The organism is Pseudomonas sp. 51_B (assembly GCF_017491595.1).
Classification (GTDB): Bacteria; Pseudomonadota; Gammaproteobacteria; order Pseudomonadales; family Pseudomonadaceae; genus Aquipseudomonas; species Aquipseudomonas promysalinigenes.
Map to the genome: position 1 here is coordinate 26,947 of NZ_JAFGYW010000005.1, position 22,484 is coordinate 49,430.

General features: G+C 58.1%; 22 protein-coding genes and 3 pseudogenes. 9 read left to right on the top strand and 16 right to left on the bottom strand.

Annotated elements, in window-relative coordinates:
• The first annotated feature begins 204 nt into the window (after positions 1–204).
• Positions 205–1,368, top strand: coding sequence for an AAA family ATPase (locus J5M56_RS08025; RefSeq protein WP_186477985.1), 1,164 nt, complete (start codon positions 205–207; stop codon positions 1,366–1,368).
• Positions 1,369–1,395: 27 nt separating this feature from the next.
• Here J5M56_RS08025 and J5M56_RS08030 read toward each other — a convergent pair whose 3' ends face one another.
• From J5M56_RS08030 to J5M56_RS08040, 3 genes are all read right to left on the bottom strand, one after another.
• Positions 1,396–2,100, bottom strand: coding sequence for a lipopolysaccharide kinase InaA family protein (locus tag J5M56_RS08030; RefSeq protein ID WP_186477986.1), 705 nt, complete (start codon positions 2,098–2,100; stop codon positions 1,396–1,398).
• A 138-nt stretch (positions 2,101–2,238) separates the two neighbouring features.
• Positions 2,239–3,513: a Y-family DNA polymerase gene (locus J5M56_RS08035; RefSeq protein WP_186477988.1), complete on the bottom strand. Its 1,275-nt coding sequence runs from the start codon at positions 3,511–3,513 to the stop codon at positions 2,239–2,241.
• Positions 3,503–3,931, bottom strand: a complete 429-nt coding sequence (locus tag J5M56_RS08040) for a S24 family peptidase (RefSeq protein WP_060480238.1) — start codon at positions 3,929–3,931, stop codon at positions 3,503–3,505. Before J5M56_RS08040 ends, J5M56_RS08035 begins: the two co-directional genes overlap by 11 nt.
• Before the next feature lie 102 nt (positions 3,932–4,033).
• Here J5M56_RS08040 and J5M56_RS08045 point away from each other — a divergent pair, with 102 nt between their 5' ends.
• Together J5M56_RS08045 and J5M56_RS27045 are read left to right on the top strand one after the other, a co-directional pair.
• On the top strand, positions 4,034–4,753 hold the full coding sequence (locus tag J5M56_RS08045) for an SOS response-associated peptidase family protein (RefSeq protein WP_207936347.1): 720 nt from the start codon (positions 4,034–4,036) through the stop codon (positions 4,751–4,753).
• An 87-nt stretch (positions 4,754–4,840) separates the two neighbouring features.
• A complete protein-coding gene (locus J5M56_RS27045; protein WP_279381807.1) occupies positions 4,841–4,975 on the top strand; it encodes a hypothetical protein in 135 nt (44 codons plus the stop codon).
• An 81-nt stretch (positions 4,976–5,056) separates the two neighbouring features.
• Here J5M56_RS27045 and J5M56_RS08050 read toward each other — a convergent pair whose 3' ends face one another.
• Entirely contained in the window at positions 5,057–5,281 is a 225-nt protein-coding gene (locus J5M56_RS08050; protein WP_060480240.1) for a hypothetical protein, read from the bottom strand.
• A 94-nt stretch (positions 5,282–5,375) separates the two neighbouring features.
• Entirely contained in the window at positions 5,376–6,272 is an 897-nt protein-coding gene (locus J5M56_RS08055) for a homocysteine S-methyltransferase family protein (protein WP_207936349.1), read from the bottom strand.
• Positions 6,273–6,375: 103 nt separating this feature from the next.
• Here J5M56_RS08055 and J5M56_RS08060 point away from each other — a divergent pair, with 103 nt between their 5' ends.
• The 3 genes from J5M56_RS08060 to J5M56_RS08070 all read left to right on the top strand — a co-directional run bounded on the left by J5M56_RS08060 (position 6,376) and on the right by J5M56_RS08070 (position 8,788).
• Positions 6,376–7,197 carry an ABC transporter substrate-binding protein gene (locus J5M56_RS08060; protein WP_207936351.1) on the top strand — a complete coding sequence of 274 codons (822 nt, stop codon included), beginning with the start codon at positions 6,376–6,378 and terminating at the stop codon, positions 7,195–7,197.
• Positions 7,194–8,015 (top strand): amino acid ABC transporter permease, encoded by an 822-nt coding sequence (locus tag J5M56_RS08065; protein ID WP_207936352.1) that lies wholly within the window; start codon positions 7,194–7,196, stop codon positions 8,013–8,015. Before J5M56_RS08060 ends, J5M56_RS08065 begins: the two co-directional genes overlap by 4 nt.
• Positions 8,016–8,443: 428 nt before the next feature.
• On the top strand, positions 8,444–8,788 hold the full coding sequence (locus tag J5M56_RS08070; protein WP_186477992.1) for a type 1 fimbrial protein: 345 nt from the start codon (positions 8,444–8,446) through the stop codon (positions 8,786–8,788).
• A 75-nt stretch (positions 8,789–8,863) separates the two neighbouring features.
• Here J5M56_RS08070 and J5M56_RS08075 read toward each other — a convergent pair whose 3' ends face one another.
• The 4 genes from J5M56_RS08075 to J5M56_RS08090 all read right to left on the bottom strand — a co-directional run bounded on the left by J5M56_RS08075 (position 8,864) and on the right by J5M56_RS08090 (position 13,683).
• The gene (locus J5M56_RS08075; RefSeq protein WP_243430628.1) at positions 8,864–11,347 is read right to left on the bottom strand and encodes an EAL domain-containing protein; all 2,484 of its coding nucleotides are present in this window, start codon (positions 11,345–11,347) and stop codon (positions 8,864–8,866) included.
• Between the two features lie 28 nt (positions 11,348–11,375).
• Positions 11,376–12,629 (bottom strand): HDOD domain-containing protein, encoded by a 1,254-nt coding sequence (locus J5M56_RS08080; RefSeq protein ID WP_207936353.1) that lies wholly within the window; start codon positions 12,627–12,629, stop codon positions 11,376–11,378.
• 150 nt (positions 12,630–12,779) lie between these two features.
• Positions 12,780–13,010, bottom strand: coding sequence for a hypothetical protein (locus tag J5M56_RS08085; RefSeq protein WP_207936354.1), 231 nt, complete (start codon positions 13,008–13,010; stop codon positions 12,780–12,782).
• Between the two features lie 343 nt (positions 13,011–13,353).
• Entirely contained in the window at positions 13,354–13,683 is a 330-nt protein-coding gene (locus J5M56_RS08090) for a YceK/YidQ family lipoprotein (protein ID WP_207936355.1), read from the bottom strand.
• Positions 13,684–14,732: 1,049 nt separating this feature from the next.
• Between J5M56_RS08090 and J5M56_RS08095 the strand changes: the two are divergent.
• The 3 pseudogenes from J5M56_RS08095 to J5M56_RS08105 form a co-directional block, all read left to right on the top strand.
• Positions 14,733–15,224: pseudogene (locus J5M56_RS08095) on the top strand (GNAT family N-acetyltransferase); the annotation flags it as partial.
• A 105-nt stretch (positions 15,225–15,329) separates the two neighbouring features.
• A pseudogene (locus J5M56_RS08100) lies at positions 15,330–16,097 on the top strand (IS3 family transposase); the annotation flags it as partial.
• A gap of 9 nt (positions 16,098–16,106) precedes the next feature.
• Positions 16,107–16,679, top strand: a pseudogene (locus tag J5M56_RS08105) (tyrosine-type recombinase/integrase); the annotation flags it as partial.
• Between the two features lie 297 nt (positions 16,680–16,976).
• Here the strand turns inward: J5M56_RS08105 and J5M56_RS08110 are convergent.
• The 7 genes from J5M56_RS08110 to J5M56_RS27230 form a co-directional block, all read right to left on the bottom strand.
• Complete coding sequence (locus tag J5M56_RS08110) at positions 16,977–17,336, bottom strand: S24 family peptidase (protein ID WP_207936356.1); 360 nt, start codon at positions 17,334–17,336, stop codon at positions 16,977–16,979.
• A 76-nt stretch (positions 17,337–17,412) separates the two neighbouring features.
• Positions 17,413–17,637 carry a hypothetical protein gene (locus tag J5M56_RS08115; protein WP_207936357.1) on the bottom strand — a complete coding sequence of 75 codons (225 nt, stop codon included), beginning with the start codon at positions 17,635–17,637 and terminating at the stop codon, positions 17,413–17,415.
• Between the two features lie 12 nt (positions 17,638–17,649).
• The gene (locus J5M56_RS08120; RefSeq protein WP_207936359.1) at positions 17,650–18,147 is read right to left on the bottom strand and encodes a DUF2514 domain-containing protein; all 498 of its coding nucleotides are present in this window, start codon (positions 18,145–18,147) and stop codon (positions 17,650–17,652) included.
• Entirely contained in the window at positions 18,144–18,581 is a 438-nt protein-coding gene (locus J5M56_RS08125; RefSeq protein ID WP_207936361.1) for a structural protein P5, read from the bottom strand. The genes J5M56_RS08120 and J5M56_RS08125 overlap by 4 nt, the downstream gene beginning before the upstream one ends.
• 63 nt (positions 18,582–18,644) lie before the next feature.
• Positions 18,645–18,869: a hypothetical protein gene (locus tag J5M56_RS08130; RefSeq protein WP_207936362.1), complete on the bottom strand. Its 225-nt coding sequence runs from the start codon at positions 18,867–18,869 to the stop codon at positions 18,645–18,647.
• Positions 18,870–18,925: 56 nt separating this feature from the next.
• Positions 18,926–19,285, bottom strand: coding sequence for a hypothetical protein (locus J5M56_RS08135; RefSeq protein ID WP_207936585.1), 360 nt, complete (start codon positions 19,283–19,285; stop codon positions 18,926–18,928).
• The gene (locus J5M56_RS27230; RefSeq protein ID WP_347709423.1) at positions 19,282–21,822 is read right to left on the bottom strand and encodes a DUF1983 domain-containing protein; all 2,541 of its coding nucleotides are present in this window, start codon (positions 21,820–21,822) and stop codon (positions 19,282–19,284) included. The genes J5M56_RS08135 and J5M56_RS27230 overlap by 4 nt, the downstream gene beginning before the upstream one ends.
• Positions 21,823–22,484: the final 662 nt, after the last annotated feature.

The window sequence follows — 22,484 nt, forward strand, 5'->3', positions numbered from 1 at the left end:
TGGCATTGCTGCCATTACCCCACGAGGTGAAATTTCACTTCACCCGTTCCACTAAGACATTTCTTAAAAATGCCGCCGACACCTGATTTTCGTTGCATGCCTCGCCAGGGAAATCTAGGCTCTGTGTCGCTGTCGCCCCACTGCGCTCATCAAGCCCGATCGCATACCTGCGCCTACGTTATCAACGTATCGACTGGAGCACCGATGCTCACTACGCTCGCCATCGCCAACTACCGCTCGATCAAGCACATGGTAATGCCCCTGGGCCAACTCAATTTGGTGACTGGCGCTAACGGCAGCGGTAAATCCAACCTGTACAAAGCACTTCGTCTACTGGCCGAAACGGCCCAGGGGGTTGTCATCGAGGCACTCGCCCGTGAAGGCGGGCTTGGTTCGACCTGGTGGGCCGGGCCCGAAATGAGTGCACGGATGCAGCGCGGTGACGTCCCCATACAGGGTCAGCAACCGAACGAAGCCAAACGCCTGCGCTTAGGCTTTACCACTGAGGATTTCGGTTTTGCCATTTCGCTTGGCCTGCCCATACCCGTACCCTACCCCACTGCATTCATGCTCGACCCCGAGATCAAGAGCGAAGGCATCTGGGGAGGCGGGGCTTATCGGCCAGCCTCGTTGCTGGTCGAGCGCAGAAACGCCATGGTGCGCGCCCGTGATGGGCACGGCTGGACAGTGCTCGATCAACATGCCGATAGCTGCGAAAGTTTTTTCAACATCGTAGGGCGAACCCGGCAAGCACCGGAGATCGGCGAGCTGCGGGCGTTCATCAACGGCTGGCGGTTTTACGACCACTTTCGAATCGACCGGGATGCGCCATGCCGCCACCCGCAACTGGGTACCCGTTCCCCAGTGCTGCACCACGACGGCCGTAACCTAGCCTCCGCGCTGCAGACCATCATCGAAATCGGCGATGTGGAAGACCTATTCGCCGCCCTGGAAGATGCGTTTCCAGGCAGCCGCCTAGCGATCGATGCGCCAGCGGGCGGCCTGTTCAGCGTGCGGCTGCACCAACACGGTTTGCTGCGCCCGCTTAGCGGGGCCGAGTTGTCGGATGGGACACTGCGTTATCTGCTGCTGATGGCCGCGCTGCTGACGCCGCGCCCGCCATCGCTGATGGTGCTCAACGAACCGGAAACCAGCCTGCATACAGACCTGCTCCCAGCACTGGCTCGCCTTATTATCCGTGCATCACGGCGTAGCCAGGTATGGGTGGTGTCACACAGCCGAGTGCTCATTGACGCGTTGACGGCGTGCGAAGGATGCAATGTGCTGGAGCTGGAAAAGCACCAAGGGCAAACCCAGCTACGAGGCGTTGGACTGCTGGACGAACCGCTGTGGCGATGGATGGACTGAAGGCCAGCACTCGCAAACAGGCGCCGCTCAACACGCCACGAGAAGCCGCTCGGCATTCGTCCCGAACGAATACCTGTAACCTCTGCAGAAGGCCTCCCATTCTTCATTCCCCCACCCGGATCGACGCTTGACCTGCCTTAAATCATGCCTGCTGGCTTTCACAGCGGTCAGCCGCCGGCGGGCTTTCTCGAAATCGAGAAACGCAACCTTGATGTTCGGCTCGCTAAAGTCGATGAAGACATGTTTGAGGTACAGGCAACCATGCTGCCATCGGCCAGAATTCCACTTAGCCAACAGGCTGCCGTAGGCTTCCAACACTTCGTGATAGCGCCGCTGGCCGATGGACTCACGCATGCCTTGCGCATAAAAATCTTCTAGCGACACATAGCCTTCGAGTGCTGCAGTCACCATTACCGCTTTCCATTCGCCATGGTCCTTACGGACATCGCTGTGCAGCAAGGACGGCGTGGCTACGCCCAGCGATGCTGCGGCACGCATAGCCTTCGCCTCACGAGCCACCGTTGGGTAGCCGAAAGGATGGCGCAAGCTGCGATAGACATGCCCTACCTGCTGCTTTTTGTAAAAGGTCAAACCCTGAAGCTCCACCTTCAGAACGCCGCTTTCACCACCTCTACGGATATTGGGGGGCTCAACCCACACCCCTGCTGCGTCGAGAATATCCTTCATTTCCGGCTGGCCAGGCCCTGAGTCGTTCGAATTATTGTAAGTCATGGGGAACCTGCTGGTTGGGTGGCTAATTAGCCTGAAGTCTCAGAATATAGTAAGCAAATTGCCGAAAATACCTTTTTTATCTGCATTTGCGCTGCTTGCCTCGAATAGGCATCCCTCGCAGAGGTTCAGGAAGAGGGTTCAACCTTTGATCGTCCACAGCTGATCGATCCGCGTGGTATAGGACTGGCTCATCATCTCGCGCTTCATCCCCCAATCTGGGGCCGCCGGTACCGTAGCGGCACGCATCGTTCCGCTACCCCAGCGCTGGTTGATGTCATCCATTACTTGCATCAGTCGGTCACAAGATACCGGCTGCTTAAGGGCAAACAGATCTTGCGAGAATTCACCCGGCTGCCTCAGGTCCAGTAGCAGCACCTCAGCCTTGCTGTACCGGTAGCCGGGGCGAAAAATGCGCGCGACGGCATCTGTAGCCAGCCTTGTCATCAGCAACGTGTCACTTGTGGGGTAAGGCAACTCCACCAGAGCGCCCTGAGCGTGGTGGGCTTCATCCGGATTGAACATACCCGTGCGGATGCTTACTCGCATACGCTTGCACACCGAACCCTGGGCCCGTAGCTTTTCAGCGGCTCGGCCTACGTAGGTGGCCACTGCCTGCTTGATGGGCGCCAGCTCGCTCAAGCGCTTGCCGAACATTCGACTGCTGCAGATTTCCTGCTTGGGCGGCTCGACTTCATCGAGGTCCAGGCAAGCGGTGCCGGCCAGCTCCCGCGCGGTCTTCTCAACCACCACGCTGAATCTCTGTCGCAGCGTCCAGGCATCCGCCTTGGCAAGGTCCATTGCCGTGATGATCCCCATGGCTTCGAGGTGCGCGGTCATCTTTCGGCCGATACCCCATACCTCCTTGACCTTGGTGTTGCGCAGAACCCAATCCCTTTTTACCGGCTCGGTAATGTCGACCACCCCGCCCGTGTGGCTGAGCAGCCGCTTGGCGGTATGATTGGCCAGCTTCGCAAGCGTCTTGGTACGCGCGATGCCCACCCCTACCGGAATGCCCGTGCGTTGCATAATGCGTAAGCGCAGGCCATGGCCAAAGTTGGTCAAGTTCTCTTGAATGCCGGACAGATCCGCAAAGCATTCGTCGATGCTGTACACCTCGGTGCCCGGTACCATCGACTCGATGAGCGTCATGACGCGTTCACTCATGTCGCCATACAGCGCATAGTTGCTGCTGAACGCCACGACTCCATGACGGCGGAGCTTCTCCTTGGCCTGAAAATACGGCTCACCCATTTTCACGAAAGGCTTGGCGTCGTATGACCGGGCAATCACGCAGCCATCGTTGTTGCTCAAGACCACGATAGGCGTCTTGGCGAGGTCTGGGCGGAATACGCGCTCGCAACTGGCATAGAATGAGTTGCAGTCGATAAGCGCGAACACCTGATCATTGCGCATGATCACGCACGCTGTAACGCACCACGCCCCACACCATCAGGTCGTCACCTTCCATCACATAGCGCGGGGGGTAGGCGGTATTCTCCGATTTAAGGATCACCACGCCATCGCGCCGATGCAGGCGTTTGCACACCGGCTCGCTATTGATGGCTGCGATCACGATATCGCCATGCGCGGCCTCCCTGCTGCGGTCCACAATGACCAGGTCGCCAGAATAGATACCGGCACCCTGCATACTGTCGCCTTCCACTCTCACCAGATACACATGGGGCGCGCGGATGTCGAATAACTCATCAAGGGAAAGGTGGCCTTCCAGATGGTCCGCTGCAGGCGAGGGAAAGCCGGCTGGAACATTGAAGCCGTATAACGCATGGGATTCAGAGCCTTCAGGCGGCGTACTAAAAATTGTGATGGTCATGGGAGGAAGTCCGATGCAAACTGTATGCATATACAGTTAATCGTTCATCGCGCAGACGGTCAATGCTGAACAATGAGATTTCAGACGGACGAGAGGTGAAAAATGTGCGGGCGCTACTCGATCTATGAATCCATGGACCACTACTTGAAGCAGCTGGCCCTCGATCTGGTGGTCATCAATGGATATGACCATGAACCGATCAATCGCTTCAACGTCGCGCCGGCAACCCGTGTCGAGCTGATTCACCAGGTCGAGCAGGGCTTGCGGGTGGATCGAGTCAAGTGGGGATGGTCACCCATATGGGCAAAGAGCAAACGCCCTGCCCCCATCAATGCCAGGGCAGAAACGGTGATGACAGGGCGGTTTTTCAAAGAGCTGTGGCCATTCTCCCGGACCCTGGCGCCAGCCAATGGGTGGTTCGAATGGGTATCTGCCCCCGGCAACCCCAGGCAGAAACAGCCCTACTACATCACCAGGGTGAACGGCGAACCACTTTACTTCGCAGCGCTGGCACAGGTGCAGCCGGGCATCGAAGGCAACGAGCGCGATGGTTTCGTGATCATCACGGCCGCAGCGGACCAAGGTTTGATAGACGTGCACGACCGCAAACCATTGGTGCTCACGGCCGACCTGGCCAGAGAGTGGCTGGACCCCGCCACCGCGCCCGCCCGCGCAGCGCAGATAGTGGCATCGGGCTGCAGCCCAGCCACGGACTTTCGCTGGTTCCCCGTTGCCAAGGCCGTGGGGAACGTGAAAAACCAGGGTGCCGACTTGATCGAACCGCTCGATGACGCGTATCAACAGGGCACACTCGAGTTTTGAGCGCGATAGGCTGTAAAAAAATTGAATCAGTCAATTGCCCGACCGGTCAGGATTTATGAACGTAGTAAATCTGACGAGGTGACAGCTATGACTATCCAAGCAGAGACACTCGCTCAACTTGCCGAAGCTCTCCAAGAGCGCGGCATGACCCTTGTAACCGATGTGGTATTCACCAGGGCGCCGTACCGGCACAACCACCGTTGGACCTGCATCGTAGAATAAAAAAACCGGTTGCCGGCGGTTTGGAGCTGCGCTCCACCGCCGGCCCTTTTGTATCAGGCGTATAAATGCCGGACCATGGTTTCAGACAACTTGTATATCTGAAAATCCAAGGACCTCAGCCTGCTCCAGGATCTGCTCAGGGCTAGCATCGGCTGGCGGCATCACCAGGCTATTCTCACCATCGCCGAAATGCAGCAGCATCACATGCAGCGCAGCCTCGTGAACAGGCAACCGAGGCTGCTTCAGGTCAAAGGTGTGAGTGGACGGCTGGCCGTCGTGGCAGTAGCGAACGGTATATACAGGCATGAGCACCTCGAAGGTAGAGAAAAGACTCAATACCTGACCGGCAGGACAGGAAATAATTCAGGTCCGCTCAAGTTCAAGTCCGGCTGCCACCTCCTCAGAGGTTGAGCTTGATCTGGGTGATATGGTCCGGGCCGATGCCACAGCAGCCGCCGATCAAGCTAGCCCCTCGCCCGCGCCAATCGCGAGCCCATGCCAGATAACCCGGCGGGTCCAGGTCTTCACGTAGTTCGTCGAGGCCATCGTTGGCAGTCGCTTGCTTCGATTGCGGCGGGAAGGCATTGGCATAGGCGCCAATGGCGATGTCCGCCTGGCGTGCCTCGATGATCGAACGGGCAACATCCAGCGCCGCGCCGATCACCTCTGGCTGGCTGCAGTTGAACAGCAGCGCTGCAACACCCAGTTCCGCCACAGCTTCGACAGCATCGGCCACCGGCTCGCCGGAACGTAGGCGCGGCACGCTGTCGACATCCTCGTCCTGCAGGGTGAACGATACCCAGAACGGCTTGCCGTCGGCAGGCAGATGGCTATGGATGGCCCGCACCTCGGCAATCGAGCTCTGGGTTTCCGCCAGCCAAAGGTCCACATTTGGCGCCAGCCCTTCCAGCAGCGGCTTGAGCACTTCAGCCACTCGCTGCGGCTGGAACAGGTCCGGCCGGTAAGAACCGAACAGCGGCGGCAACGACCCCGCTACCTGAACTGGCTGCGCGCTGGCATTAGCCGCCCGGCGTGCCAACTGGCCTGCCACTGTGGCCAGTTTCAGGCCCTCCTGAGCGAAACGCTCTTCGCCGATATGGAATGGCACCACCGCATAGCTATTGCTAGTGATCACCTGCGCACCGGCGGCGATGAATGCAGCATGCACCCCCACTACTGCCTCGGGCGCCTCGCTCAGGGCCAACGCCGACCACTCGGGCTGACGGAACGGCGCGCCGCTACGCTGCAATTCCCGACCCATGCCACCATCCAGCACTACCAACGCTCGTTGTTTCATATAACTACTCTGAAGGTTCTTATGAATAAAATTCACTAGGTATGAATGAGTTATAACTATTTAATACGCAAATTCAGTTTTGGCCAACTTTTCAGGTATTTATATGCGCATCCCCGCCCTGCTCGGCGCGAGCCTTGTATTGCTCGCTACCGCTACTCAAACCCTCGCCGGCACTACGCTTGAGCGCGTCGAGTCGAATAAGGAAATGGTGAACGTGCTGATGGAAAGCTACCCGCCGTTCTCGTTCCTCAACGATCAGAACCAGCTCGACGGCTTCGATGTCGACGTGGCCAGGGCGGTGGCGCAGAAACTTGGGGTCAAGCTGCGCCTGGAAACTCCGTCCTGGGACGTGATCGCCGCCGGCCGCTGGAGTGGGCGCTACGACATCTGCATTTGCTCGATGACTCCGAGCAAAGCACGCGCTGAGGTCTTCGCCTTCCCAGTGGAGTACTACGCCTCGCCTGCTGTCATCGTGGTCAATGCCAACGATGAACGCATCCACAGCGCCAAGGATCTGAATGGCCGCAAGGTAGGCCTGACCGCAGCGTCCAGTTATGAAAGCTACCTGAACAAGAATTTGGTGATCGAAGGCGACGAGGACCGTCAGATCGACTACCCGTTCGAGGCCGTGCAGGTAGCGCCCTACGACACCGACAATGTCGCTTTCCAGGACTTGAGCCTGGGTGCAGGCGTACGTTTGGACGCCATCCTCACCAACCTGGTAACCGCCAAGCCACGCCTGGATGAGGACAAGCGTTTCAAGCTGGCCGGCGCCCCGTTGTATGAAGAGCCGAACTCGGTAGCCATCGAGAAAGGCGACCCAGAATGGGACGCCAAGGTGCGTCAGGTGTTCGCCGAGCTGAAAACTGATGGCACGCTGGCGAAGATTTCGCAGAAATGGATCGGTGCCGATATCAGCAAATGAGCAACTTCCCTCCCGCACCCAAACCTGCGGCCCGCAGCAAGACCACCGCCCTGTTCGGTTTTCGTACCCGGTTGTATCTGACCTGGCTGGCCCTGTTCGCCCTGTTCGTAGCGTTTTTCCTAAGCTTCGACCTGAAGTTTGCGATCATCGTAGAAAAGTTTCCCAACCTCGCCGGTTTCAAGCTAGGACCCAATGGTTTTCTGCAGGGTGCGGCGCTGACCCTGTTCCTGTGCCTGTGCTCGATGGTCGTGTCAGTGATGTTGGGTTTCGCTGCTGCGCTTGCGCGGCTGTCTAAGAGCGCAGTGCTGGTGGGCATCGCCAGTTTCTACACATCGTTCTTTCGTGGCACGCCGCTGCTGATCCAGATTCTGCTCATTTATCTGGGCCTGCCGCAGGTGGGCCTGGTGCCTGGAGCCATCAGTGCCGGCATTATTGCGTTGTCGCTGAACTACGGTGCGTACCTGAGCGAAATCTTCCGCGCTGGTATTCTTGGCGTAGCTCGCGGCCAGCGCGAGGCTGCCGTGGCGCTTGGCATGCGGCCAGTGCAGACTTTCTGCAGCATCGTGCTGCCTCAAGCCATGCGGGTGATCATTCCGCCTACGGCCAACCAGTTCATCTCGATGCTCAAAGACTCGTCGCTGATCTCGGTGATGGGGGTTTGGGAGGTAATGTTTTTGGCGCAGTCGTACGGGCGCTCGAGCTACCGCTACCTTGAGATGCTGACCACCGCAGCAGTGATCTACTGGGTACTGTCGATCTTGCTGGAGCTAGTACAGGCGCGGCTTGAAAGGCATTTCGGCAAGGCCTATCAGCGCTGAGCACACCAATAGGCGCAGGTTCACTGGCCAATGGGCCGCACAGCGGCCCATATGATCGACGAGTCGATCACTCCGCGCCTGGTGGAATACCGTCCTTGTTCTTGTCTTTGAGCCGCGCTTTTTCCTCCTCCGTCGAGTGAGCAGGGACCTCGGATTGCTGCGGGTCTTGTTGGTGATGTGTCATGGTATTGCCCTCACAAGTACTGTCTGAGATGTGAATGCGCGAACAGGGCAATGGTTCCTGAGTAGATGCCGAGCGTATCGATCCAGGGCCTGGCCATTGCAGCGGCGATGATCAGGAAAACCCAACGCTGCCCGCAGATTCCGCCAAAATAGCGCTACCATTTGTCGAAAAAAACGATTCAGCAATCAGATTTTGTGCGGTCAAGCCGATAAGCCGATTATCACCTCGAATCGGAACGTCACCCATGAAAGGCTTTGCCGCTGCAACACTGTTATGCGCTGTCTCCAATCTCTGCCTCGCCGCAGAGGAAATGCCGCTGCATGGCACCATCCACTTCTCCGGAGCGGTGGTAGGCAGTACTTGTACCCTCAGCGGTAACGCCGAACATGGCCTTTCCGAGCGTTGTCCCGAGGATGCCGTGCACCAGACTCTGAGCGTCAAGCCAGTGGGTACAACTGAAGGGATAAGCATCAGCGCCGCGCCCCAATCAAGGCGCGGCGATGAAAGCGAGCAAAAGTACATACTGGTTGGCTCAGCTGGCAACCCTATCACCCGGGGTCAGTATGTCATCACCCAAGCACTGCAATGACGGATTGATCGACCTAAGAGTCGCAGTTATGGCAACCGACGCAGACACATCCGACCTGCGGTAATAGCAGGCTCGTCACCGGCGCTTTTTCCAATTTTCTTTAAGCGCGCTGGCAGGCTCGGGTTGACCATACAAGTAACCTTGAACATGCGAACAGCCCTCGGCCGCTAGCCGCTGCATCTGTTCGATCGACTCGACCCCCTCGGCAGTGGTCTTGATCATCAAGCTGGTAGAGAGCTCGGTAATGGCTCGAATGATCGACATCGCCTGGGCGCTTTCGCACATATCATGGACGAACGATTTATCGATCTTGATACGGTCGAACGGGAACGAGCGCAGGTAACCCAATGACGAATAACCGGTACCGAAATCGTCCAGCGCAATCGCGACCCCCATACTTTTCAGCTCGCGCAGGATGTGCACATTTTGCTCATTGTTGCCCAGCAGTACCGACTCTGTGATCTCCAACTCCAACCGCTGCGGCGCCAGCCCCGAATCCGAAAGGGCAAGGGTCACGGTACGCACCAGCCCGGCATTTTTGAACTGAATCGCCGACAGATTGACCGAGACCGTTTCTTGCGCTTCCCAGGTTGCGGCTTCCTGGCAGGCGAGGTTCAGCACCCGAGCACCGATCTCATGAATGATTCCGGTTTCCTCGGCAATCGGAATGAAATCCATCGGCATGATCATGCCTCGGCTTGGGTGCTCCCAGCGCAACAGTGCTTCGTAGCCGGTTATAAGGTTGCTCTGTACATCTACAATCGGCTGGTAATGCAGCTGCAGCTGACCCAGATGCAATGCGGCGCGCAGTTCTGTTTCCACCAGCCGGCGCCTGTGCGCCTCGGCACGGAGCCCGGCATGGAAGCACTCGTAGCGGTTGCGGCCGTTGCGCTTTGCTTCGTAGAGGGCCATGTCGGCGAAACTGAGCAACTGCTCGGCGTTATCCTGGTCGTGCGGCGCGTAGGCAATACCAATACTGACGCCGACCGAGAACTGATGACCCTCGATCTGGAACGGCGGGCAGATGACGTCGATCAAGCGTTGCGCAGTACAGCAGGCCGCCTCTGGGTTATCCAGCTCTGCCAGCACGACGGCGAACTCGTCGCCGCCCAGTCGAGCCAAAGTGTCAGCCTCGCGTAGCTCATTGCGCAAGCGGGTACCCAGTGCACGTAGTAATTTATCGCCGAAGGCGTGGCCGAACGAATCATTGATGTTCTTGAAATTATCAAGGTCCAGACACAGCGTGGCTGTCAACTTGCCAGACTGCTCGCCTTGAGCCAGCGCCTTTTTCAGGCGCTGATTGAAAAGCATGCGATTGGGCAACCCGGTAAGCGCATCATGGTGAGCCATGTGGTGGATCTGCGCCTGAGCTGCGAGCTCATCCGTGGCATCCTCGGCAATGAACAACACGTAGTCGGCCCGGCAGCCGGCGTTTTGCGCTAGCAGTGCTCGGCTTCGCAGTGTGCGCGGCCCAATGGCGGTTTGCACACAGGTCTGTGCTGCATACCCATGGGCAGCTCGCGCCCCGCGGGCCAGCTGCTCTTCGAGAAACTCGCCCGTGATTGGCAGCGCGCATTCGCGGGGTAGCCCGCCAATCAAGTGCCCTGCCTCGCCACAGAAAAGTCGATCAGCATGGTTGTTGGCCAGCAAGACTTTGCCGCTGGCCAGGTCCTGAACAACGACGCAGGCCGGGATATTGGAAATCACCGAGTCGAGGAATTGCGACAGGTTGCTCATTTCCTGGCTGTACTGCTCAGCCAACTCTTTGGCTTGCAGCAGTTGCAGCTCATAACGATGTTGTTCGGAGATATCGCGAGTGATTTTGGCAAAGCCAATGAACTGCCCATTTTCTTCATCATGGATCGCTTCGATCACTACGCTGGTCCAAAAATGCGAACCGTCCTTGCGTTGGCGTATCCCTTGAGACTGGAAGCGGCCTTCCCGGCGCGCGGTTTCCAGCCCCTGTTCGGGTAGGCCTAGAGCGCGATCCTGTGGGGTATAGAATACCGAGAAGTGCTGGCCTACGATCTCGTCGGCGGTATAACCCTTCGCACGCTGCGCCCCGGCGTTCCAGTTGATCACGTGACCACCGGTATCGAGCATGTAGATGGCATAGTCCTGAACGCCCTGTACCAGTAAGCGGAAATGCCGCTCATGCTCACGCCGAGCCAACTCGGCATAGTACTGCTCGGTGCAATCGCGCGTGATCTTGGCAAACCCCACCAGTACGCCGTTATCGTCCCGTACAGCTTCGATCACGACATGGGCACGCATGAGGCTGCCATCTTTGCGCACGCGCCAGCCGTGATCCTCGAGGCGGCCAGTGCGTCGGACTTGCTCCAGGTTGGCTGCCGGCTTGCCTGCATCGCGATCGGCCTGGCTGTAGAAAATCGAGTAATGCTGCCCGATAACCTCGCTGGCCTCATAACCCTTCGCACGCTGAGCACCGAGGTTCCAGTTGGCGATCAAGCCTTCGGGGGTGAGCAGGTAGATGGCGTAATCCATAACACTCTGCACCAACAACCGATACATGGCATCGGAGCTTGCAACTAACGACATAACCTGTTTCCTCGCCCTGTAGGGCCATTCAAGATTGAAGCTGGCCTTGCCCTTGCTCGTTAACGGCCGACAATGTGGGCGGTTCGCGTAGCGAATCGAGGTCCGCCAGGCTGATCTTCAGCAACCGTGCTGCTACGCTGCCGGCGATCTGCTCGTTGTTCTCAGTGGGAACCGAGCCTGCCAGTTGAGCCGCCAGGTTCATTACCAGGACTTCCTGCGAATACACCCCACCGCCCAAATGATAGATGGCAGCGACCAGCTGTCGCAGTTGATGTGGCACGCGCCAGCGCACTCGCAATGCAGAACCGTAAGGCGCCGCATGCTCTTGGAGCGATAACTGCACCAGCTCATCATCGAGCTCGCCGCCGGTCATACCCCACTCCTGCAAACTGCGAAGTACCGCCAAGTCGCCCAGGCGGTGCAGCAGGCCTGCCAAATAGCAGCGGTCCTGGTCCAGATTCAGCATCCGAGCCAAGGCCCGGGCCGCCTCGGCAACCTGCAGCGAAATATCCAAGAAATGCTGGGCGTACTGCGTTAACAGCGGATCGCTCAGGTGCGCACTGCGGTTAAGGGCAAGGCCCAAAATCAGGTTCATGCTGTGGACACCGCCCAGCACGTTCAGCGCTTGCGGTAGGCGCTGCACTGGGGCATTGCGGTACATTGCGGCACTGTTGGCGGCGGCGATAAGCACGCCAGATATCTGCGGGTCATTGCGTAACTGCTCTTCCAGTTCGCGCAAGTCCAGCCCATTGCCCATCGAAGCGCGCTGCAGCACTGTCTGCACATCGACGAACAACGCGCCGCCATCGGCCAAAGCGCGTCTTTGCTTGAGAAAAACCGACAAGCTGACGCTTGGCTGCGCAGACAGCGCAGGGCACTGGATCTGCTCGCCGGGCTCAAGCAAAAGATGCTCCAGGCGCTTGCGAAAGCCAGCAAGATCAAGGGGCTTGCTCAGGTAGGCAGTGGGGTTGTATGGCAGCGTTTCACGCACGCTGGCAATGTCACTGCGCTCACTCATCAAGATGAAGGGCAAAGGCATCTCATCGCCCCTAGTGCGTACTTCTCGCAGCAAGTCCAAGCCATCGATGTCGGGCAACTCTCGCCCAGCAATGACCAGATCCGCCTTGATGGCCAGTGCACTAAGAGCCTCAGAGCCGTCTCTGCAAACCTTGAGACGAACGTCGCAGCGCACGCTGCGAACGATTTCGCGCAGCATTTCGCGCACCCACGGGTCGCTTTCGGCAATCACGACTCTGGGTGAAAAGCGTTCTGTTGCATTCACGGGCAATTCTCAATGAAACGGGCATGTCGTGGAGCTTCAAAAATGTCCATAGCCACCCAGGGCGTTATTGCCACAGCCGGCACAAGGTGAAGCGATGAGCACCAAGGCTCGGCCACGTGGTAAACAGCGTCGGTGGCAACCACGAACGGGTTATAGCAGTGCATCTACAAGCACCCCAAGCCACATCGCATCATCGATTGCGGATGTCGACAGCATTAAACCAGCCATCGTGTCAGTCAGACCAATGCCTGCAAATACAAAAGCTGCGACATCGTCTGGCGGCTGCGACACCACCGTGAGCGTCAACTGCGCGCCGCAGAGCGTGGCCAACGCCCTCATACCACCAAGCCAATGACTAGTGGGGTCCAATATCGTGCCCATCAGCACTCCTCATTCTCGTGATGCGCCTTACTGAAGCACCTCCCAGCGCTCACGAAAATGTCGCAAGCGCTTGGCCACCTCACACCGCGCTGATGCTTGCAAAACCAAGGTTCGACAAGCTACGCGAGAACGGATGCGACTCGAATAGGACCGATCTTAAAGAGCGGATTGCCTGAGATAGCGCTACCTTCATACCAAAGAATCGTTTCATCACCGATTATTGACGCCATTATCTTGCCAGCAGATTGACATCTTTGTGTCCGTTTGAACATGAAAGATTTCATGGCGCAGGGAACGAACGTGCGTCAAGCCGCAGGAGAATTCGCTGACAACGCGCGGCGCCTCACAGCTCCAGGCTACCCTCGGTAGCCTGAACGGAAATGGTGTAAGGCAATAACAACGTGTCGAACACCCCGGAAGGGATGAAATCGATCAGTCTCAATGGGATTCCCGCGGGCGCTCCGGGAACCTGCTCTGCCACCTGGGGCGGGCCGTGCAGGATGCACAGGTTGTAGAACACACCGCTATAAACGCGAGGTAGTGCTTCACAGCGTGTTTGAGCAGAAGCCAGGCCTTGCGCCGTCTCCTCGTCCGAACTGAAAACCGTATTGATCGTTCCACAGCCTGTCAGCAACAAGCTTAATGCCGCAAGGGCCACACCATATCTGCTCATCCTATGACTCCAACTGCTGGCGTACCGACTTCGGACGCGAAAATGATCGGGTGGCCAGGGCACGCGAGGCATAACTCCCTTGCGGTCAATCTGCCTGAGAAGGGAACAGGACGCCAGCAATGACGCTGACGAACTCCATAAGTGTATGGAGCGTGTGGCACTGGCAAATAAGACGGATCTGAAAAAACCGTGAGATTCGGCTCCCGGGGTGAGATTCGGAGCCATGATACAAGCTTGAGGAAGTACGGCGCTGGAAGCCCTAGCGAAGCGGGATGGCGCCTAAGAGGCGCAGCGGCCGCGAGTATGTGCCTGCCAATATTCATCCCCGGGGCTGAGGTCTGGCGAGGGGCACTGGTAGTAACCGGGAGAACTACCTAAAACTCAGGCCACCCCTTTCGGAGATGGCCTAAGTCATTGAATATAATGATCGGGACGGAGTGATTCGAACACTCGACCCCTTGCACCCCATGCAGTGGACGAGACCCACATAACCATGTGATTTTGTTAGATATTTACCATCATAACGCAGCTCAAAATCTTTACTTTTCGAGCTTTTTGCAAACGAAAACACGGGGCTTACAGCCTGGGTTTTGCGCAGCCTAACGAGCGTTACCTCTACGGCATACAGTGCTGAATGCATGAATGGGCGACTAGTCAGCCTTCAGCCGAATGCGAGAACCATTTGAGCCAGACCTAGGGCTCGCATCAAGGACGCTTGATCTCTAGCGCCAACATCAGCATGCAGTATTTTAGGGTTGTTGAGCGGTGCTAAAGAGTTGATTTTATTGGGCGAAATCTTCCCTCTTCACCCCCTAATTTCAGTGTCAGTGGTATCAAAATTGGTATCACCTGGTAGTCTCCGTTGGCTGTCCGCTTTCGACCCGTAGTGCCGGTGTCCAATAGCACCAACTGGCTACCCGCCCTGCCAGTAATAACCTAATTACTCTATTGGACTGTTCCGCCTAATAGCTTCCTGACTGTCCTTTTACTCCCGCCCCCTTTTGCTGCGACCATTGTTGCACTGACCCAGCCCTGCGGATTTTTTTATGATGGACCTAGCTATCGAGTTTCCCGAGTTCTTCCTGCCCAGTTGCACGCTGCGGCGGATTAATCGCACTGACGCCGAGGCGATTTTTGCCGGGCTTTCTAACCCGCAGGTTGTTGCCCACTACGGCGTGTCTTACGACACCCTCGAAGCGACGGACGAGCAGATGCGCTGGTATGACGCTCTGCTGGAAGAGCACCGTGGCATTTGGTGGGGCATTACCTTCCCGGGACGGGACGAACTGATAGGCGCTTGTGGTTTCAACGATTGGTCACACTCTGATCGGAGCCTGGATATCGGCTATTGGCTGATGCCGGAACACTGGGGCCAAGGGCTGATGCGAGACTGCCTGCCCACTATCCTCCGCTTCGCCATCGGTACCCTTGGCGTACATCGCATTCACGCAGAGGTTGAGCCGGAGAACGCCGCCAGCATTCGTTTGCTGGAGCGGGTCGGCTTCGTGTTTGAGGGAACCCTAAGAGATGTGGAATACAAGAACGGGCGCTTCCTCAGCCTGCACCAGTACAGCCTGCTGGCCTCTGACCCGGCGGGGCGAGCTCTGCTGGAGGACGACACACCGATCCACTACGCACATCGTCACAAAAGGCGAACTCTGGACGGTGAATGACTACGGTCGCGTAGTCGAGTGAATGGGTTGTTCACGCGAGGTCGAAGTGCGCCCGGCAGCCGTACCATCATGGCAATGATGCAAGAAGAGGGTGAGCAAACCGGGCGGTTCAAGGTACGCAGCCTGATGCGAGAGCTGGCGTTGATCAGCAAGCAGCCAGGATCACATGCGTACAAAAAGGCCACCGTGGAGCGGCCAGATATACCGAACACCTTGAACCGAGCGTTTGATGTCGAAGCTCCAAATCAGGTCTGGTGTGGGGACATCACTTACGTCTAGGCACAGGGCAAATGGCACTATCTGGCAGTTGTCCTGGATCTCTATGCACGCAGAGTGGTTGGCTGGGCCTTATCAGAAAAGCCGGATGGAGACCTGGTGGTCAAAGCGCTGCACGTCGCCTACGAACAACGTGGAAAGCCTCAAGGACTCCTGTTCCACTCTGACCAGGGATCGCAATATGGCAGCCGTCAGTTCCGCCAGAGACTGTGGCGCTACCGTATGCGCCAGAGCATGAGCCGCAGAGGCAACTGTTGGGATAATGCACCGATGGGACGAGTCTTTCGCAGCTTGAAATCAGAGTGGATACCGACCACGGGCTACCTGACCGGGCAGCAAGCTCAACGAGACATTGGCCAATACCTGATGGGCCACTACAACTGGATCCGGCCTCATCAGTTCAACGATGGGCTGGCTCCAGCGAAAGCAGAAGAAAAACTCAAAACCGTGCCCGGGATGAGTTGACCACTACAGGCCCTGTTCAAGGTGAACACGGGCTGCCGCGAGCAAGAGGTCTGCAAGCTGAGGTGGGACTGGGAAATCTTCGTACCGGAGCTTGGCACTAGCGTGTTTCTGATACCGGCCGAATTTGGCGGCCGACACGAAAACTCGGGGGTCAAGGACCGGGACGAGCGCCTGGTAGTGCTGAACAGCGTGGCGAAGTCGGTCATCGATAGTCAGCGAGGCATCAGCCGTGAGTGGGTTTTCCTATACAACGGCACGGCTATCCATCGCATGAACGACTCAGCCTGGAAGAAAGCTCGGGTGCGCGCGGCGAAGCTCTGGCAGGAGCAACACTTACGGCCGGCACACCCAGGGTTCGCGTCCATACGCATCCATGACCTCAAACATACTTTCGGCAGGAGGCTGAAAGCAGCAGGGGTCACTGAAGAGGACCGCAAGTCGTTATTGGGCCATAAGAACGGAAGCGTGAACAGTCACTACTCCGGCGCACAGCTTGGTCAGCTGATAGATGCAGCGAACAAGGTGTCGGCAACCGACTCACGCGGGCAGGTGCTGACGATTCTGAAAAGGAGAATCGGATGAAGAAAAATGCGAAGTCACTCGAAAAGTCACTATGCCCGAAAACAACAAAGCCACCCGAAGGTGGCTAAGTCGTTGAAATATATGGTCGGGACGGAGTGATTCGAACACTCGACCCCTTGCACCCCATGCGTGCAGAACATACCTAAAGCCTTACGGATCAAGGACTTGAGCGGGCGCTCGCTGCAAACGGTGCCGCACTGTGCAATACACGATTTCACAATCCCCCGAAAATCTCCCCACTGGCTTCGGCCATCATCCGGCGTTCTGCCGACCGCTTCCCCTCCTTTATATAGCTACTCACAACCAGCGATCATGATCCCGGATGCTGTGCGTCACCACACCCCATACCTCGAAGTGATCCCCGGCCATGATGTACCGGGATGGGTACTTGGGGTTTTCAGGAGCCAGGATCACCATCCCATCCCGGACCACCATTCGCTTGCAGTAGGCATCGCCGTTTAGCGCTGCGATGACGATGTGCCCATGCCTTGCCTCGATCCCTTTGTCCACGATTAGCAGGTCGCCGGAGAAGATGCCGGCGCCCTGCATGCTGTCGCCCTCCACCCTGACCAAGTAAACGCTGGGCGTGCGCAGCTGGAGCAGATCGTCGATCGACCCATGAATACTGTCATCTTGGACTGGGATGGTGAATGGCATGTCGGTTGGCTCAATACTGTATATTGGTACAGTATCGTATGCCTCCTGACGCTGAGGCAACTGCCGGTCAGCGGTATCAGTGCAGAGGAGGAAGATCTTTCCCCCGAGCCTTGGCCACGACTCGAAGCTGGTAATCGCTGACTACCTGGAAAAGGGACTCTGCAAGCAAATGAAGCCGCTCGACCTCCTCGGCGGGTTTCCCCTCATCTTGAGCCTTGTGATAGGCACGCAGGGCGTCGAGAGCCTCCTTCAATAGCGGCTCGCCTGCTTCGATCATTCCGATGAAGGTACGCTTCTCCATTACCTGCTCCGATCAGTTGATCAATGCATTATAGGACCTCTCGCAAAGCTGGCCCGCTATTCGGGCTTGGTCATAAGCCTTCGCCAGTTCTCCCGCTCGAGCATCAGCCCGTGCGAGCAGGTCGGAGAGCACCATGGCGGCGCGGGTGGCTGCCTGGCCTCGGGCGAGAGCGGTGGGATCCGTGCCGGGGCAACTGACGGTGGCGGCGAGCTTTCCAGCTTCGTCGCGCAGCCGCTGGCCACCAGCATCGGCACCAGCAGCACCAGCATCAGCAGTCGTTCGTTCTTCTTGGGCATGAGCTCTCGCCTCCTCTTGCGACTGGGCGCGTCGCTGTTCTTCCTGTCGGGCGCCACGCTCTCCGATAATCTCGGCCAGCCGGTCACCGCTATCGCGCTTTGCCGTTGCTGTTGCAGCCTCTGCTCGCTCTACTGATCGGCCGTGCTGGTAGACGCCCCAGTACGAAGCCAGCAGCGCCAGCAGAACTGCCACCCTGATGGCCCAAGACGTCATACCAGCGCCCTCCGCACCCCTTCATCGATGATCGCCGGCGCATATGGGTTACCGCCGTTCTCGTGGATGATGATGCTGATCACCATCCCACGAAGAGTGGCCGGATCTTTGATATTGATCGTATCGGTGGGAAGCACGCCGATGCGCTTGGCCACCGCCGAGGCATACGCTTGGGTGTCGTTCTCGTTGCTCGGCGCCCAGCGGCTGATGGTTTCGAGCACGGTGTCGATGCCCTTTCCGCCCACGCCGGGCATGCCATCCTTGCCTCGGTAGTTGATCAACAGCTTGCCCAAGGCGCGGATGCCGTTCTCTGGCGTGTCGAAGATGGCGAAGCGGCCTCCAGGTTCCTTGCCGATCTGACCCTGCCAGTCATTGCGCGGGTTGAAATCAATGTTGCCGGGGTTCCGATTGCGGATGCCTCGGGGTGTGGTCATGGGTTTTCTCCAGGCAAAAAGAAGCCCGCACTAGGCGGGCTATGGTCATTTCAGACTGAAGCGTCAGGCTTCTGCATCCTGGGGTGCGGGCTCCGGCTCAGCTGGGTCTTTCGCGGTGACGGTAACCTTGGCGCTGTAGTCCTTCAGCACTTGTGCCACGCAGACTTGCGCTGCCGGAAACTGGTTTAGGATTTCTCGAGCACGGGTGTCGGCCTCCTCCTGGGTGGCGTAGCGGGTTTTGTTGGCGACTTCGTAGTCATTGCTCAGATTGATGGCGACGAATGGCATGGGGTTCTCCAGGCAAAAAGAAGCCCGCTCATGGCGGGCAATGGTTTGTGAGGTATTCATAATTTCGGGCTTTGCTGCTTGACCGCCTGCAGGGTGCTGTAGAAAGGCTCTGCCTTGGGTATCGATCCTTGGTCCATCGCGTGCCAGAGCATGTCCAGCTGTTCCTCAATGGGCGGGTACGCGTCCCGGCGCGCGAGGTCATAGCTGACCTCAGGCGTGTAGGGTTGAAACTCGCCGTCGATGTACTTGAAGCGCCCCTGCGGCGCGGTGCCAAGATGCAGCACGCCTCCCAGTGAGTGATCATTCAGGTGCAGGCGCTGTGAGGTGCCAGACTGAATGACCACGCCCTGCTGGTCCGTAACAAAGTAGGAGACGACCTCATAGGGATCGTGCCCGTCCACGGTCAAACTGTTCATCGTTTGCATACCACCGCAAGAATCGAGGCGCCGTTAGTGTTGCCGGCGTGGTTGGAAGAAAGGGTGTAGGTGTGCGTCCCAGGCCCGGGATAATCCATCACCCCACGGCTCGCGATGCTGCTGCCTTGCGGCCGCTCGACCCAAAGCGCCACCCCATTTCGAGCCATCGTGATGTCCGAAAAATAGGTTTGCGTCAAAGAGCCCAGCAGGAACACCGGGTAATTGCCATCAAGCGTAACCGTCACGCTGACCGAACTCGCCGAAGCGAACGCCCCTACCGGGATAGTCACCGCGTTGCCACGGATCCGCAGAGTATCGACCTCCGCCGTTCCGATTTTCGCTGCTGTGATGGCTGCGTCTGCGATCTTGGCGTTAGTGATACTCGCATCGCGGATGTATGCGTCACTGATAAACGTCTGGTTGCCATACACGGCAAACGGGCTTGAGATCGCATCCCCAGACGGATTGAGAATCGCAAACCTGCCCGCCAGGATCGCGAACGTCGATTGCACAACGCCATTGGTGTTGTCGATTCCGATGCCAAAGCCTGCAATGTGCCGAATGCCATTGGCGGTGATCTGAACCTTGACGACCTCCGAGGCATTAGCCACGGCATTCAATCCCGCCACAGTGCTGGTAACCCTCTGCACCGCAGCGTTTGTGTCACCCAGTGAGGATTGTGTGTTCTGGATCTGCTGACTGAGCGCCGAGTCGCCGTTGGTGCGCGCCGTTATCTCGTTTTGGATAGCCGCTTGAGCGTTGCCTACCGATGTGTAAAGCCCATCGGTACGCTGCGCTTCGGCAGTAATCTTGTCGCCCTGCTGGGTGACTTTCGAGTCCAGAGAGGACAGCGCTCGACTTGATGCAGCCGGCGCAGCGCGGCCAATTGCAATCCAATCGACATCAAAAACGTCGTTGGTTGAGTTGCCTAAGTCGATCCGGATCCGGTCAATCGTGTTGCTGATCCAATCCGTACCGCCGGCGGACAGGTTCGCCATATCCCACTCGAGCACTGCACTCGCGCCAACCACCAGCTGGGGATTGGCGATAGTCTTGCGGTAGCTGCCGGAATAGCCGTGTGCAGATGTTGAGTAGAACAGCTGACCATCCCAGCCAGAGCCGGCACGGCGAGTGATCGACACGCGGATCTTCGTATAGAGCCCGCCGTTTAAGGCCAGCGCGGCGGGGCTATAGATCTGCGGATCGGTGCCCGTCGAGGCCACAGTGACAAACCCAGCACCTGGCGTAAGCGTTACAGCGCCTCCTGTCCATCCCTCCACCGTGCTATCGAACTGCCAAAGCGCACCTGGCGCAGGATCAAGACCAAAGCCCCCCATTGCACCCTGGATCGCGCCGACACTGTTACTCAGGTCAGTGAGACTGCTGGATTGACTGGTGTTGACGCCCTCCACAGAGGTCACCCGGTTGGTTAGCGCTTGCAGGGCTGAAGCCTCAGCTTTGGTTGCGACTTGGCTGAGCGCGCTCGCCGCCGCCGCTGCTGCATCGGTGGCCACCTTATCCGTCACGGCCACCCAAGCAGTACCGTTCCACCGTTTGGGCGTGTTGCCGTTACCCGTGGTGTCGATCCACAAGTTCTGTGCCAAGCGCTTGTCAGTTGCCGGCGCGGCCGTTCCGTAGATCACCTCCCCTTTTGCGCCCGCCGCCGTGGCAGCTGCCTGAGCGGCTTGCTGGGCTGCGGTGACGTTTCCATTGGTGGTGGTCAGGTTGTTTTCCAGGCTCGTGGTCCTCCCGGCCACGCTGCTCAGGGTGCTGCCCTGCTGGGTCACGGTGGAGGTTAAGCTGTCCACTGCTGCCGAGGTCGCAGCGTTGGCCGCTGCATTCAGCTGGCCGTTGTCTCTCCAGCCCGTGGCACGTGAACCGTACTCAGCCTGCGGCCTGGCGAACTCAACGGTGCCATTGGTCGCTGCGGCGGTCATCGCATAGATGCGGAAGTACACGTATGCATCAACGGCATCCGTTGGCGCCACCGCCGAGAACGTCAACCGCGTGCCGGCGACCGTCAGCGGCGTCAGATTCGAGTTGGGCGCACTGATCACGCCGCCCGAAGCGTTTATCCACTGGATGAAGATCCGCATCCCGACATTGCTATCGTTCTTCCGGGCAAACACCGAGGCCGTAACGGCCTGACCGCTATTTACTTTGATCCTTTTGCTGCCTGCTGGCCGAAGCGACCTGTACTGGTTGCTGCTGGTGAGACCAGACGCAACGATCCTCTGCGCTTTCTCGCCAGTGTTGAGCCAGGATGTCACCAGGGTGTCGGTCGAGGTAACCGAACCCTCGGTGTCCCACCCTTCCGCCGCACCGTTCAAGCTTGCGAACTTAGTAAAGCCCGGGTTGTAGAACAGGTTCTCCCCGCCCGCATCCCCGAGCGCGTTATCCAGTTGCGTCAGCTGAGTCGAAGTGCTCGTGAGTCCGGCTTCGGTGGTTGCAACCCTACCCGTCAGCGCTGCCGTGGCGGCAGCGTTTGCAAGAGTATCAGCCGCATTGACCTTACCGTTGTCACGCCAGCCAGTCATGGTGTTACCCAATTCCAACTGCAGACGGTCCCATTCACACCAACCGGTGGTGCTGGCACCGCTTAGTTGCCCCCTGATTCGGTAAATTATCCTTACCGAGACAGCCCCTGCCGGGACCGGTGCAGAAGTGCGACTGAAGCGCTGCCAAGCCTCTGGTGCAGTCGAGGCGTTCTGCGAAGTGGCGCCATCAGTGCTGATGTTGGCCCCGTTGGCGTCTCGCCATTGAAAGAACAGCTGAGCAATCAGACCGCTGGTAGCCCGGAAATGGCCAGAGATCGTCAACACCTGTCCTTCCGCTACGCCAGGCCACTTGATGGTGTCTTGCACGAGATCGACGTAGTTGTTGGTGGTCGGAATGGTCACTGTCAAACGCAGCGCTTTTCCGCCCGGCTCTAGGGTAGATGCGACAAAGTTGGCCGATAGCGTTGACCCTGAGTTGCCCAGCGCCCAGCCATCCGGCAGCCAGGCCGTGTTCGCATTAACCGCCTCCAGAGACGGGTTGAACAGCAGGTTTTCACTAGCAAGTTGGCCGAGCGATGCATTGATGTTGGTGAGCGCTTGGCCATTGGCGGTGATCGCTGCGCCCTGCTGATCCACAGTGTTGGTCAGGGACTGAACCGTCGAGGCATCGGCCTTGGTAGCCACCTGGTTCAAGGCATTTG